The 14,291-nt window shown below is 51.3% G+C and carries 10 protein-coding genes; all 10 read left to right on the top strand.

The annotated features are described in order from the left end of the window. The first annotated feature begins 250 nt into the window (after window positions 1-250). The 10 genes from RJP21_RS26750 (at window position 251) to RJP21_RS26795 (ending at window position 13,994) form a co-directional block, all read left to right on the top strand. A complete protein-coding gene (locus tag RJP21_RS26750) occupies window positions 251-1,201 on the top strand; it encodes an ABC transporter permease (protein ID WP_310861993.1) in 951 nt (316 codons plus the stop codon). Between the two features lie 18 nt (window positions 1,202-1,219). Further along, the gene (locus RJP21_RS26755; protein ID WP_310861994.1) at window positions 1,220-2,095 is read left to right on the top strand and encodes a carbohydrate ABC transporter permease; all 876 of its coding nucleotides are present in this window, start codon (window positions 1,220-1,222) and stop codon (window positions 2,093-2,095) included. A gap of 38 nt (window positions 2,096-2,133) precedes the next feature. Next, window positions 2,134-3,774: an extracellular solute-binding protein gene (locus tag RJP21_RS26760; RefSeq protein ID WP_310861995.1), complete on the top strand. Its 1,641-nt coding sequence runs from the start codon at window positions 2,134-2,136 to the stop codon at window positions 3,772-3,774. Window positions 3,775-4,034: 260 nt separating this feature from the next. After that, the gene (locus tag RJP21_RS26765) at window positions 4,035-5,888 is read left to right on the top strand and encodes a cache domain-containing sensor histidine kinase (protein ID WP_310861996.1); all 1,854 of its coding nucleotides are present in this window, start codon (window positions 4,035-4,037) and stop codon (window positions 5,886-5,888) included. Further along, on the top strand, window positions 5,881-6,687 hold the full coding sequence (locus tag RJP21_RS26770) for a response regulator transcription factor (protein WP_310861997.1): 807 nt from the start codon (window positions 5,881-5,883) through the stop codon (window positions 6,685-6,687). Before RJP21_RS26765 ends, RJP21_RS26770 begins: the two co-directional genes overlap by 8 nt. A gap of 15 nt (window positions 6,688-6,702) precedes the next feature. Beyond that, window positions 6,703-7,791: a glycoside hydrolase family 88/105 protein gene (locus tag RJP21_RS26775; protein ID WP_310861998.1), complete on the top strand. Its 1,089-nt coding sequence runs from the start codon at window positions 6,703-6,705 to the stop codon at window positions 7,789-7,791. Window positions 7,792-8,048: 257 nt separating this feature from the next. Next, the gene (locus RJP21_RS26780; protein ID WP_310861999.1) at window positions 8,049-9,257 is read left to right on the top strand and encodes a macrolide family glycosyltransferase; all 1,209 of its coding nucleotides are present in this window, start codon (window positions 8,049-8,051) and stop codon (window positions 9,255-9,257) included. Window positions 9,258-9,533: 276 nt separating this feature from the next. Beyond that, window positions 9,534-10,433: a 23S ribosomal RNA methyltransferase Erm gene (gene erm, locus RJP21_RS26785; protein WP_310862000.1), complete on the top strand. Its 900-nt coding sequence runs from the start codon at window positions 9,534-9,536 to the stop codon at window positions 10,431-10,433. A gap of 18 nt (window positions 10,434-10,451) precedes the next feature. Beyond that, entirely contained in the window at window positions 10,452-11,216 is a 765-nt protein-coding gene (locus tag RJP21_RS26790; RefSeq protein WP_310862001.1) for a class I SAM-dependent methyltransferase, read from the top strand. Between the two features lie 504 nt (window positions 11,217-11,720). Further along, the gene (locus RJP21_RS26795) at window positions 11,721-13,994 is read left to right on the top strand and encodes an ATP-binding cassette domain-containing protein (RefSeq protein WP_310862002.1); all 2,274 of its coding nucleotides are present in this window, start codon (window positions 11,721-11,723) and stop codon (window positions 13,992-13,994) included. Window positions 13,995-14,291 lie beyond the last annotated feature (297 nt).

Here is a 14,291-nt window from a genome sequence, read left to right on the forward strand (position 1 = left end):
TTTTCGGACTTTTCCCCGGTATTATCATCCTTCGCTCCGGTTTTCGACGATCAAGGATGCCGGTATCCTTAAAGATGTAAGCACTTCCATTCCGGAGGGCAGCGGCGGAACAAAAATCGGTGTTCAGCCTTCGAACCGCCGTTCCTGCTACGAATGGATTGCCGCAACCCGGCTATCCTGCATGCGGCAGGTATAATATCGTACAGGTAATGTGGTTGGCCGGGATCGAAAGAAGGATGGAGGAGGGACGATGGAAATCGTTACGGCGGGAATTCCCGTTAGAACGGAAAAGCCGCGAAGGCGGCTGCTGAGGACGATATGGAAATACAAATGGCTGTACGCCTTGCTGCTTCCGGCACTGGCCTGGGTCATTGTGTTCGATTACTTGCCATTGTACGGCATCAGCATCGCGTTCATGGACTACAACGTCATCCAAGGATTCGGGGCCAGCAAGTGGGTGGGTTTCGCCCATTTCCGGGAGCTGTTTGCATCGGAGATGTTCCTGAACGCTTTTCGCAACACACTGCTCATCAGCCTGTATAAGATGATTAGCGGATTTATCTGTCCCATTTTGTTAGCGCTGTCTTTAAACGAAATTCGGACCAAGTGGTTCAAGAAGACGCTGCAGACTGCCGTTTATCTGCCGCGTTTCGTGTCCTGGGTTGTCTACGGCGGCATCATTACGCTGCTGCTTTCGCCGGAGACCGGCGTGATTAACAAAATCGTCGAATGGTTTGGCGGCAAACCCGTATATCTGCTCGTCGAGCCCGCGTATTTTCGGATCATTCTCGTCGTCACCGATGCCATGAAAGAGATGGGCTGGGCAGCGATTATTTATTTGGCAGCCATCGCCGGGCTTAATCCCGAAGTGTACGAAGCTGCGGTCATGGATGGAGCGACGCGGTTCCGACGCATCATCCACATCACGCTCCCGGGCATATCCGGCACGATTATCGTCATTTTCATCCTAAGGGTCGGCTATCTGATGAGTGCCGGTTTGGACCAGGTGCTCAACCTGTACAACCCGATGGTGTTCGAAGTCGGCGACATTCTCGACACCTACATCTATCGGGTAGGCATCGAGCAGTTCAGCCTCAGTCTCGCGGCGGCGGCAGACGTCATCAAGGGAATCATCGGCTTCGTCATGGTGCTTATCGCCAATCAGATCGCGAAGCGGATCAATGATTCCGGCATTTTCTGACAAAGGAGAATCCGAATCGTGAAGCTCACTCGAGGCGAATCCATTTTTATCGCTACCAACTATTTCGTTTTGTCGCTCATCACTCTCATCATCATGATTCCGTTCTGGTATGTATTATGCGTGTCTGTAACGCCCTACTCGATCTTCAGCGAAAAGAACGGTTTGGTGCTGTTTCCGACATCGCTCAGCTTCGATTATTTCGCCTACTTGCTCAAGAAGGGATCTCTCATCTACAACGCTTATGGGGTGACGATCCGCAATACAGCCGCCGGTGTTCTGTTTGCGCTTCTGCTCACGGCTGCGGCTGCTTACTCCCTAGCCGAGAAAAAGCTGCCCGGCCGGCGGATCATCATGCTGATCTTCGTGTTCACGATGTTGTTCAAGGGCGGATTAATTCCGACGTATATCACGATCAAAAATTTAGGACTGCTGAATACCGATTACGTGCTGATCTTGGTCATGGCCTTTAGTGCCTTTAATATGATCATTATGAAATCTTTCTTCGAAGGTATTCCGGACAGCCTGAAGGAATCCGCTGCAATCGACGGGGCATCCGAGATTAGGACGCTGCGTTCGATCGTTCTCCCGATGTCGATGCCGGTTATCGCCTCGATCGGCTTGCTCTACATGGTGACGTACTGGAACGATTTCTTCAATGCGCTTCTGTATGTCACGGACTGGCACAAAGCACCGGTGCAGCTCGTATTGCGCACGATCATCTCGAGTTCCAGCCTTCCGCCCGAATTGCTCGAAGCGGCAGGAAAAACGCCGCCGCCCACGATCGGAATCCAGATGGCGGCCATTGTCATCGTAGCGCTGCCGATGATGGTTTTGTATCCGTTCATTCAGAAGTATTTTGAACAGGGCATGCTGATCGGTTCAGTTAAAGGGTAACAATCCATTTTTGTAAGATTACAGGGGGTTGTCTGTATATGTCAAAGACAGTGAAACACTGGGGTTACGGCGTACTCGCCGCTGTGTTATTGGGAACGCTTACGCTGTCGGGATGCGGCAGCAAAAGCGATGAAGGCGGGAGTGCTAGCCCTGAGCCGGGAAACCCGTCAGGAACGCCTGAAGCGACTGCGGATCATTCGCCTTACGAACTGAAGTGGCTGAAGGCACAGGATATTTCGCTGCCGTATGACCCGTCGAAGGACGCGGTGAAACAAGCGATCGAGGCCAAGCTGAACATTAAGATCGTTCCGGAAATGGTCGACGTTCAGCAATACAAAACAAAGCTGAATCTGAAGATGGCGAGCAGCGACATTCCGGACGTGACGAGGATCGATTTTGCCGATGATTTTCAGAAATACGCGCAGCAAGGCGCTTTCGTTGATCTGACCGACCTGATTAACGAAAAGGACACGCCGAACATCATGAAGGAAGTACCGGCGGACGTGTTCGAGCAGGCGAAGGTAAACGGCCGCATCTACGGGATTCCGTATCAGGGCGGGCCGGGGGCGGGGTACCGCTGGGACTTGGTCATGCGCAAGGACTATATGGAGCAGGCAGGCGTTTCCGTACCAAAGACGCTGGACGAATATTATAACCTGCTGAAAAAGGTCAAGGAGCAGCATCCGGAGGTCATTCCGCTCGGTGGTTATACGTCCCAGATCGGACAGGTAAAATTCGCGAACAATTCCTTCGACAACGTGTTTGGCGCGTTTGGCGTCACACCCGGTTTTTTCACGGAGAAGGATGGAAAATTCAGCAACTATGACATCGATCCCCGGATGCGGGACGCGCTGCTGTTTTTACAGAAGATGTACAAGGAAGGGCTTATCGACAAGGAGTTTTCGACGATTAAGGAAGAGCAGCTGCGGGCAAAAATTTTCAGCGGCAAGGTGTTCTCCTGGATGGGCTGGTGGTCGACGGCCAGCGATTACGATACGCAGATCGAGACCAATGAGCTGATCAAGAGCGGCAAACTGGCGAAGGACGGATCGCTCCCGAACCAGGCTGAGCAGCCCTTCAAATACTTAACTTTGACCGGGTCTCTTCTGGGGACGGACGGCACGGCTGTTGCGCCTATGGGTGCGCCCTTCTCGCAGATGAACGCCATTAGCGCAAAAACGAAGGATCCGAAGCGCGTACTGTCGATCATTGAGGATTCACTATCCGAGGAGAACCAAATGTTGACCGTCTGGGGAATTGAAGGCGAGGACTATTCCCTCGTAGACGGGAAGCTTAAGACGAACACGACCCTCGTCGATCCGAAGACACAGCAGGACCCGAGCGGCAACTTCAGAGGCACGCAGAGCTATCTATTCGCTCCAGGACTGAAGGGCTGGCCGCATTACCTTGAATCGCTGCCGCTGCGGTTCTCCGAAGCGCTCGGCGTAGCGATCAACAATGAGCATCAAATCACCGACGCTTCCAATTACCTCGAATCGCCGACGAAAATCGCCAAGCTGACAGAGCTGGATACGATGCGTGATTCGGTATTCACTCAAATCATTATGGGCGCCGACATCAAGAAGTTCGACGAATTCGTGGAGAAGTGGAAGTCGCAAGGAGGCGATCAAATTCTAAGTGAACTTGAAGCTTCCTATCAGAAAAAAGCAGGCAAGTAAACCTCTGAACGTAGGTAACCTTCCTGGTGCATTCCGGCCATGCCGGAAGCATTGGGGAGGTGCTTTGCCGTTCGATGAGGGAACGTTTCGGTTTCAAAGGAACACTGGGTGGTCAAAGCCGCCAGCATCACGCCGACCATGCAGGAGATTTAGGCGGTAAGAGGGAAGAAGCTAAATAAAGAGTACGCCTCCACGCTTATTATACATTTTGATTCACTTGGAGGTATAAGGAAAGCAATTTGGCAAGGGAGGGCTTGGCGATGATAACCCATAAGCGTCATACCAGCTTGCTGGCTCGGATCAGTCTGCCGGTTTTTGCGCTGGTCGTGACGGTCATCGCTCTGTTCGCCGCCTCGGCAAGCTACATTCTTATCCGGGTACAAAATGATCATACGCGTCAGATGGCGGAACAATCGATGAAGTTCGTGCACCGCAATCTGGAGTATCAGCTTGACACCATGAACAATATGGCTGCGTTTTTGCTGTCTAACCAATCGATCGAAAATTTGCTTGAAACGGAGCATTCAGCGCCGTACGAAGCGGTCAACGATTTCTTCACCCTGCAGACGAATTTGCAGAACCTGTCGCTTTTGTCGCTGCTGAATGATGATAATTCCGGCAGCATCGTTCAACAGACGTATGTCGTTGCCGTCGCGTTGGAGCCGGAGAGCGGCCTGTATTCCCTCGCGACCGACCACTTCGACCCGGTGACCGGCATTTTTAAATCGACGGACCTGAAGAACGAGAGCTGGTACCGTGCTCTGATCGGCGGCGGGCGCCGCAACGTCTGGTGGGGCCAGAAGACTGGACGCTCCGGGGCTGCGATGATCTATTCGGCGACGAAGAAAATAAGCACAAAAGACGGCCGCGTGATCGGAACCGTCTTGATCGGGGCGGATACCGGAAGCATCCGCAGCCTGTTCGAGAACGCCGCAATGACATCAGGCTTCCACCTTTTGGTGGACGAAGAAGACCGTGTCATTTTCAGCGAACGGTATGCATTTCTCGAACCGGCCGGGGAGCTTCCGTTCGTGCGGTCAGCCGCCTGCGACGGAAGTTCGGCCGACGCAAAAGTCGAAGGGACGCTGCATCGCGTCACGTGCGTAAAAATGGACAATGGCTGGAAGCTGCTGACCGCCGTTCCAAAGAGCCACTTCGGACGATACACGTTTGCCATCTCGGCGATCGGCGCCTTGGCTGCCATCGCAGCCGTGCTGATCGCGGGACTGTGGCTGCGGCGAATCGTCATCCGGGTGACCGTTCCGATCACCCGGCTCGTTAGCGCTGTTCAGCGTCCCGAAGTGCTTGCATTCCGTGAGCAGCTGCCCAAATTGAAGTCAGGCATCCACGAGGTTGAAACGCTGAACGAGAAATTCGCGTCCATGCTGGTTACGCTTCACAGCCTGATTGAGAAGAGCTTTGAGGAGGAGATTGAGCGCCGCCAGCTTCAGTTGGAACTGCTGAATGCCCAGATCAACCCTCATTTTCTATACAATACGCTCGATCTGATCAATTGCCGTGCCATTTTGGCCGGTGACCGGGAGACGAGCTCGATTGTGCGCTCCCTGGCCAATGTGTTCCGATTCGGTTTGAACCGGGGCCGAACGTGGATCTCGCTGGACAATGAGTTCAAGCAAGTGGAAGCCTATCTGCACATCCAGCAAATGATGCACGACGATCTGCTCGCCGAGTTTCATATCGCTTCCGATCTGCAAGATATCGTCATTCCTCACTTTATTCTGCAGCCGCTTGCGGAAAATGCCATCGTTCACGGCTTTGCCGGGCGAACGGACCATTGCCGGATCGCGATTTCCGCACACGCGGATGGAAATAGGCTTATTCTCCGCGTTGAAGACAACGGAAAGGGCTGCAACGTAGAGGAGCGCAACCGCGTGCTGCGGGAGCAGGAGTCGGGGGAACACGGTTTAACGTCAAACTCATCTGCCGAGAACGGTTACGGAACGCTGAACGTGCATCGGCGGATACAACTGCACTGCGGGTCTGGATATGGGCTGCGCTACGTGCACGTGGTTGAAGGAACATGCGTTGAAGTTGTACTCCCGCTGCGTTCCCATGTTCAAATCGATCCTGAGGAGGAATCGCCCGATGTATAAACTGCTGATCGCCGAGGACGTCAAACTCGTCCGGGAGACGCTGTCGCGCTCCATCGATTGGGAGCGGCTCGGCATTGAACTCGTCGGAGCCGCCAGGAACGGAGAGGAAGCGCTCGAATGGCTGAAGCGCGATCCTCCGGACCTGCTGCTCACCGATATCGGCATGCCGAAGGGAAACGGCCTGGAGCTGATTGAGGCGTTCCGGGCCGGCAAGCCTGGCATAAGGTGCATCATCCTGTCGGGTCTGAACGAATTCGAGTACGCGCGGCAGGCGATCAAGCTGCAGGTGCAGGAATACATTATGAAGCCGATCGATCCGGAGGAGATCGAGCAAGTATTCGCGAGAATCGTTGCGGAGCTGCACAAGGAGCGGGAGGAGCAGCGTGGCGTCGAGCTCATGGAACAAAGGCTTCGGGATCGCCTGCCCAATTTGGCCCAGACGCTGCCGATGGCTGAGTGGACCGGCAGCCTCAAGAAGAAGAAGCTCGTCGAACAAGCGGTCCGGGCCATTCGTGAAAACTATTCGCGGAAGGATCTGGCGCTTTGGGACGTTGCCAATGAGGTTGGCCTTAGCGAGAAGTATGTAAACGCGCTGGTCAAGGAAGTGACCGGCATGACGATCAACCATTGGATCGTCAAGCTGCGCATGGAAGAGGCGGCCCGGCTGCTGAAGGACCCCGCGAATCGGATTTACGAGATATGCGACCGGGTCGGATATGCGGATCAGGACCATTTTCGCGAAACGTTTAAGAAACAGTTCGGACTGACCCCTACAGACTACCGAAACAATTACATATAAAGGAGCGATTAGGGAATGCAAATAAAGCAAACGGATCTGAAAGCTGCGGCGGACCGCGTCTACCGCTATCTGATGTTCAGCGGTCCGGAGAGCTGGGGCGGACACGAATGGGCCGAGTGGGCGATGGACCGGAACCGCTGGGATTGGAATCCGGGCGTCGGATTAATCGCCGCAGCAGACTACGGAGCCCTCTGCGGAGCGAGAGGGATGATACAGGCGGTGGAAGTCTGGACGGAGCGCAATCTTGGCGGGTCCGAGAACATAAAGGTCATTAACTCACTCGCACCCTACGCGATATTCCCGTTACTCTACCGGCAGACCGGTAACCGCTTCTACAAGGACAAGGCAGAGGAGATGGCACTTTGGTTAATCAAGGAGGCGCCGCGAACAAGGAATGGTGCGTTTGAGCATACCGTCACCGAAAGCGCCTCGTTTAGCGAGCAAGTATGGGCGGACACCGTCTTCATGGGCATCCTCTTCTTGGCCCGGACGGCTCGTTTAACAGGGAGCAAAGTGCTTGCGGAAGAAGCGATGAGCCAGACGCTACTGCACCTTCAGATGCTGCAGGACGAGGAGACGGGGCTGCTCTTTCACGGTTGGAACGAGAAGACGGGCGATTGGATGTCGGCCGCACGGTGGAACCGGGCTAACGCCTGGATCGCCGTTGGCGTGCCTATGATCGCAGAGGAGGCGAGTGAACTGTGCGGTGACATGAAGCTCATCGGCGAGTTCCGCGAACGCTATTCGCGATTGGCGGAAGCGCTCGTCCGCTGTCAAAATGCGAGCGGCATGTGGCCGACGGTCTTGGATCGTCCTCACTTTTATGAGGAGACGTCGGGTTCCGCCGGCATCGCCTGCGGATTGTACAAAGCGGCACGCGCCGGATGGATTCCTGCGGAATTGGCTTTGGCCAGCGCCGATCGCGCCGTCGCAGCCGTTCTCACGCAAGTTCGTGAGGATGGCGCTGTCCTTGGCGTCTCGGGAGGTACGCCAGTGCTGGCTAGCGTCGAGGCTTACGATCATGTCCCGACTTTTCCAACGCTTTACGGCCAGGGGCTCGTTTTGCTGCTGTTTTTGGAGAAGCTGCGGATGACCGGTAGATAAGAGACAGATCCCTTTTTTCACTTATATGTTAAAAGATATGTATGCGTCTTAAAATCGAAGGGGTACAGCTTGAACCAAGTCATCTCAGGCATGACGATGTCGCTTGATGGATACATTAATGACGCAAACGGAGACTGGCGTACTGAAAATCTGCTGTACCGAATGATCAACTTGATTCCACGGTTTGAATTCGAGAGAGGGTTTGAAAGATCATGCCTCTTGCTTAAAAGACGGGAATACATAAAGGAGTGTTGAAGATGGCAAGAGTTCTATTTATTAATGCGGGATCAGAAGGGCATATCAATCCAACGATTGGTGTCGTGCAGGAGCTGATTTCGCGTGGAGAAGAGGTCGTTTACTTTTGTATCGAAGCATTTCGGGATCGTATAGAGAAGACGGGGGCTACGGTACGGACATTTGACGATCAAAAATTTATAAAAGCATTTATATCAGGTGGAAGACATTATTTGCTTGAACGAGTCAACGGTCTTTTGCATACTGCGGATATCGTCATACCCAGCGTTCTTGAACAGATCCAAGGGGAGCATTTTGACTATATCATTCATGATTCCATGTTCGGCTGCGGTCGTTTGCTGGCTCAAATTCTTAAGCTTCCTGCGATCAGCTCTTGCAGTACTTTTGCGCAGTCCAAACAAACTTTCGACCGCATGATAGAGCAATTTTTCAACGATGTTCCTGATGAAACAACTAAACCCATCAACGATATATACCAAAGCCTGACGTCAATGATTCAGCAAAAATACGGTGCAGAGATCCATTCTCCCTATGAAGCGTTTTGTAATCCCGCTCCGCTTACGATCGTTTATACGACAAGGGAATTTCAACCTGATGGGGAAACATTCGACCAAACGTATTCTTTTGTAGGCCCATCCATCTCCTCGCGATCCATGCAAGAAAACTTCGACTTTGCGGCAATCCGGAACAAAAAAACGATCTATATTTCACTGGGTACCGTGCTTAACCAAGCCATGGATTTCTACAAGCTTTGTTTTGAAGCGTTCAGGAACACGGACCACACAATCGTCATGTCAGTCGGGAATAAAACCGCCATTTCCGATCTAGGCGAAATTCCTGCAAACTTCATCGTCAAAAATTATGTTCCGCAAACGGATGTACTCCAATACGCGAAACTATTCATTACGCATGGTGGCATGAACAGCGCCCACGAAGGTCTCTATTTCGGTGTTCCGCTTATCGTCATCCCGCTCAGCGCGGATCAGCCGATCATTGCGGACCAAGTTGCCAAAATCGGAGCAGGCATTGTTTTGCAAATGCAAAGCTTGACGGCAAATCAGCTGCATGAAGCCGCAGATCATGTGTTAAGCTTACCATCTTTCAAGGAAGCTGCTGGACATATAAGCGAGTCCTTTCGAATAGCAGGCGGATATCAGCAAGCAGTTGATGATATTTTCAAATTTATAAGCCAACGTCATATCCGAAAATAGCCTTTTTAAAAGGGGATTGCTTCTACCTCAAGTATTCGAAAAGCTTTAAGTTGATTGCCCCAATTCGCCATGTTAAAATGATTTCGTATTCGCATTTCAAGGCATAGGAGCGTCGCCATTCATGTTTTGCATCTCATTTATTCGTATTCGTTAATGAAAGGTACAGAACATTTATAACCCTTCATTCACAATTTCGTTTTTAAACGATATCTTGTCGGGTTTATTTGTGATGTGCCTTTTTCATTTTCTATTACGAATGAATGAGGTGTTTTTGTTATGCCTAAAAACAATACAAGATATCAAAAAGACAAGCCCAACTTCTCCGGGCAACATTTGCTAATAAATAAATCCTTGGTTCAGGAATTGATTCATCTGGCTAGGGTCCAGCGGGGCGATACGGTGATTGATATCGGTGCAGGGACAGGCGCAATAACCTTTCCTTTGGCTGAGAAGGCGGGGACTGTCATCGCGATTGAAAATGATCCGGCTAGCGTTCAGAAACTAAAAAGAAAAATAAAAGAAGGAGTAAACATCAGGTTAAAAGAAATGGATGTTCTTCGGTTTGAGCTTCCCAAAGGTCCTTTTTGCATCGTGGCGAATATACCATACTCCGTTACCACCCCGATATTCGAAAAGTTTTTGGGGAGTCCTTCACAGCTGCAGCGGGCCGCATTTATGATTGAGAAAGGGGCGGCAAAACGCTTTACTGCCGATCCTGTGACCAATCCGCTTATTTTAATATGGAGAATGTGGTACGATATCCGTCTTGCCCGGACGGTGTCGCCAAGCAATTTTTCGCCGCCTCCGCGCGTTGATTCAGCCGTCGTAACGGTTACGAGAAAGAAGAACCCGGTGGTTCCCCATCACCTTTGGGGAAAGTTCAGCGCTTTTGCTTCCTATGGGCTTCGTTATCCGCAGTTGCCGTTTTTCGAAGCAATGGGAGAGATATTTACGCCACCGCAAATTGCAAAGCTGGTGAAGGAGCTGGGATTGGAACGTTATGAAGCCATTTCTTCTTTAAACGAAGAACGGTGGGGACGACTTTTCTTAGCTATGCTTAAACACGTTGAACCGTATCGATGGCCAAAGTTGCCGAAGAAAATGAAGTCATCAAATATCAAATCCGCTTCCCAAATAAGCCGCAAAAAGGGAAAGGGAAGACCAAATCTCTTATAAAGGAGCGTGTTTACGGACATGAAAAGCGTCGATCACAATAAAAAAATTTGGGAAGAAAAAGTACAGCAGCAAAATCGATGGACGATTCCCGTCACCAGCGAAGACATTCAAAAGGCAAGAGCCGGCGATTGGAGCATCGTCGTCACAAGCGTAAAACCTGTCCCCAAAACATGGTTTCCCGACCTTCAAGGAAAAAAGGTGCTCTGCCTTGCTTCAGGTGGAGGACAACAAGGGCCGATACTCGCTGCTGCCGGCGCAGAGGTCACCGTGTTGGATTTTTCGGAATCGCAGCTGATGCAGGACGCTTTTGTGGCGGAACGCGATGAGCTGCCGATTCGAACGGTCCTCGGTTCGATGACCGATTTGAGCATGTTTGTTTCCGATCAGTTCGATGTAATCGTACATCCCGTATCCAATCTGTATGTACCGGATATTCAACCGGTCTGGCAAGAAGCGTTTCGCGTGTTGAAGCCTGGGGGAATATTCATCAGCGGCTTTATGAATCCGGTTTTTTATTTATTCGACTGGGACCTTCAAGACAAAGGAATCCTTCAAGTGAAACATTCCATCCCCTATTCGGAACTCGATTATTCGTCAGAGGAAGAGATAGCCAAGAATGGCATAGCGCTTGAATACGGACATACGTTGGAGCAACAGTTACAGGGCCAAATAGACGCCGGCTTTGTTATTGTCGGGTTTTATGAAGATACTTTCGGTGGAGAAAAACTCTTGGATCGTTATACAAGCAGCTTTATTGCAACACGTGCCGTAAAACCAGTTTAAAAAGATCAATCAAACGAGTTTGAAGAGCCGGCAATAAAGGCTTATAGCCTTCCGACTACACGCGTTTGGCAGAAATTAACATAAGTCGGCTGTATATAGGTATTACAGCCGGCTTATGTCTAGTTCGGATGATTTTAGAGTGTTAACGACGAATGGATGTATAAAATCCACTTGTAACCCTGTCAGGTTTGAATTCAACATCATGCATAAAAAAAGGGAGAAGGAGAATGCGAAACCGGCGAAGCTTCACTTATTCTACTGCCCGAATGAGAGACAAAGTTGTTGACACGACACTAAGCAGTTACCTATAATCAAGTCGGCACAAAATGGTGCCTGTTAGGGAATGAGTTATTTGAAGCGTTTAAAACATAAATAAAAACTTGCTTGATCCGAATCAACATAAACCGGCCGCATATAGGTTTTGCAGCCGGTTTAAGTCTAGTTCGGACCATTTGTACGGTGTGAATGCGTATCGAAATAAACACGAACGGAAGGATGATAGCCATGAGCGAATCGAATCAGGAATACATCGTAATTTCGGCCGCCAGAGAAAACAATCTCAAGAACGTATCCTTGCGCATTCCCAAACGGAAGATCACGATATTTACCGGGGTATCCGGATCCGGCAAGTCATCGATCGTCTTCGATACGATCGCCGCGGAATCAACGCGATTGCTGAATGAGAATTTCAGCATGTTCGTGCGCACGTTCCTGCCCAAATATCCGCAGCCGGATGCGGACGCGATCGAGAATTTGAGTATGGCTGTGATCGTGGATCAGAAACGGTTGGGCGGCGGTTCCCATTCCACGATGGGCACCATTACCGATATTTCCCCCATTCTCCGTCTCCTCTTTTCACGAGTAGGTCAGCCCTACGTCGGGGGAGCGAACATGTTCTCGTTTAACGATCCGCAAGGCATGTGTCCCGAATGCAACGGGATCGGCCGCAGCCTTACCGTCGACATGAGCAAAGCGGTGGACATGACCAAGTCCCTTAATGAAGGGGCTATTATGCTGCCGGGCTATACGGTTGGCGGATGGGAATGGAATATGCTTGTACAGTCAGGTTCCTTTGACCTTGATAAAAAACTCAGCGATTATTCGGCTGAAGACCTGGAGCAGCTGCTGTACGGCAAGGCAAGGAAGGTGAAGATGGATTTCGCCGGAAAAGCCACCAATATTACCGTGGAAGGCGTCATCGAAAAGTTTACGAACAAATACATTAAACAGGACTTGAAAACCAAGTCCGAACGCACGCAGCAAACCGTCGCTCCGTTCATCTCCGAGGGTCCCTGCTCCAGCTGTCGCGGCGCGAGGCTTAGTCAAGCCGCGCTGGGCTGCAAGATCAATGGACATAACATTGCGGAGCTGTCCTCCATGGAGGTCGGACAACTTATCCGCGTCATTCGGGAGATTGACGACGCTGCCGCCGCACCGATGGTCAAATCGCTGACGGAGCGGCTGCAACATCTCGTGGATATCGGACTTGACTACCTGACGCTGGACCGCGAGACGGATACATTGTCCGGCGGGGAGTCGCAGCGCGTAAAGATGGTAAAGCACCTGAGCGGGAGCCTGGTCGATGTTACCTACATTTTCGATGAACCCAGCGTTGGCCTGCATCCCCGCGATGTACACCGCTTAAATGAACTGCTTCAGAAGCTGCGCGACAAAGGGAATACCGTGCTTGTCGTCGAGCATGATCCCGACGTCATCAAAGTGGCGGATCATATCGTCGACGTCGGTCCCTACGCCGGCAGCCGCGGAGGTACCATCGTTTATGAAGGAAGCTATCAAGGCTTGCTTGAGGCCGATACATTGACAGGTACCCATATGAAGCGGCCGCTTCAGCTGAAGCAAGATTGCAGGCAGCCATCCGGCAAACTGTCCATCAAGGATGCCACTTTGCACAACCTTCGGAACGTCAGCGTCGATATTCCGACCGGAGTGCTGACCGTCGTTACGGGTGTGGCGGGATCGGGCAAAAGTACGTTGATTAACGAAGTATTCCTCAGCCAGCATCCGGATGCGGTCGTCATCGACCAATCGGCGGTAGGTGTATCGACGCGTTCGAATCCCGCGACCTATACGGGCATCCTGGATGATGTGCGGAAGGCGTTTGCTTCCGCGAACAAGGTGAGCCCAAGCTTGTTCAGTTTCAACTCCAAGGGTGCTTGCGAACACTGTCAGGGGCTGGGCGTCGTGTACATGGATCTTTCATTCTTTGAAAGCGTGGAGATGCCATGCGAAGCATGCGGAGGGAAACGGTTTAAGGAAGAGGTGCTCGCCTACAAGCTGAACGGCAAGTCCATCGCCGAAGTGCTGGAGATGACGGTGGAGCAGGCTTTGGAATTTTTCCAGCTAAAAGAGGTTGTCCGCAAGCTGCAGGCGATGAGCGATGTAGGTTTGAATTATATTACGCTCGGCCAGCCGCTCAGCACGCTCTCAGGTGGAGAATGCCAACGCATCAAGCTGGCAAGCGAGCTGCATAAGAAAGGCAGCATTTATGTCATGGACGAGCCGACGACCGGACTGCATATGTCCGATATCGGTCATCTGCTGGAGATCATGAACCGCCTCGTGGAGGCCGGCAATACGGTGATCGTCATCGAGCATAACCTCGAAGTCATCAGCCAAGCGGATTGGATCATCGATATGGGACCGGACGGAGGCAGCAAGGGCGGCCAGGTGGTGTTCGAGGGCACGCCGGCGCAGATCGTCCATGCGGATCAGTCGATTACGGGAAAATACTTGATGCAATCGTCAAATCCAAAATAGACATGTACGATATTCGTATGTTTGGCATGGCAGGGAAAATAAATGAAAGATGAAGTTCACGTGTTTCAATCAGGGCTGCCGGCAGAACCAGCAGTCTTTTTCTTGTCCGCTAAAACCTGAATGCCTTCGTTTGTTAGACGACAAAAATGATTACATCGAAGCTGCGTATATGAACTGCACCCCAATTGTTAGACACACTCTAACAGTTGGAGGTGCAGTTTTTTTATGACCAAATTTACGAAGGATAGGAAATTGGCGATAATTCAAGGGTATAACTCTGATCTTCTGTCGCTAACG

The organism is Paenibacillus sp. VCA1, assembly GCF_031583795.1.
Taxonomy (GTDB): Bacteria; Bacillota; Bacilli; order Paenibacillales; family Paenibacillaceae; genus Paenibacillus_AQ; species Paenibacillus_AQ albilobatus.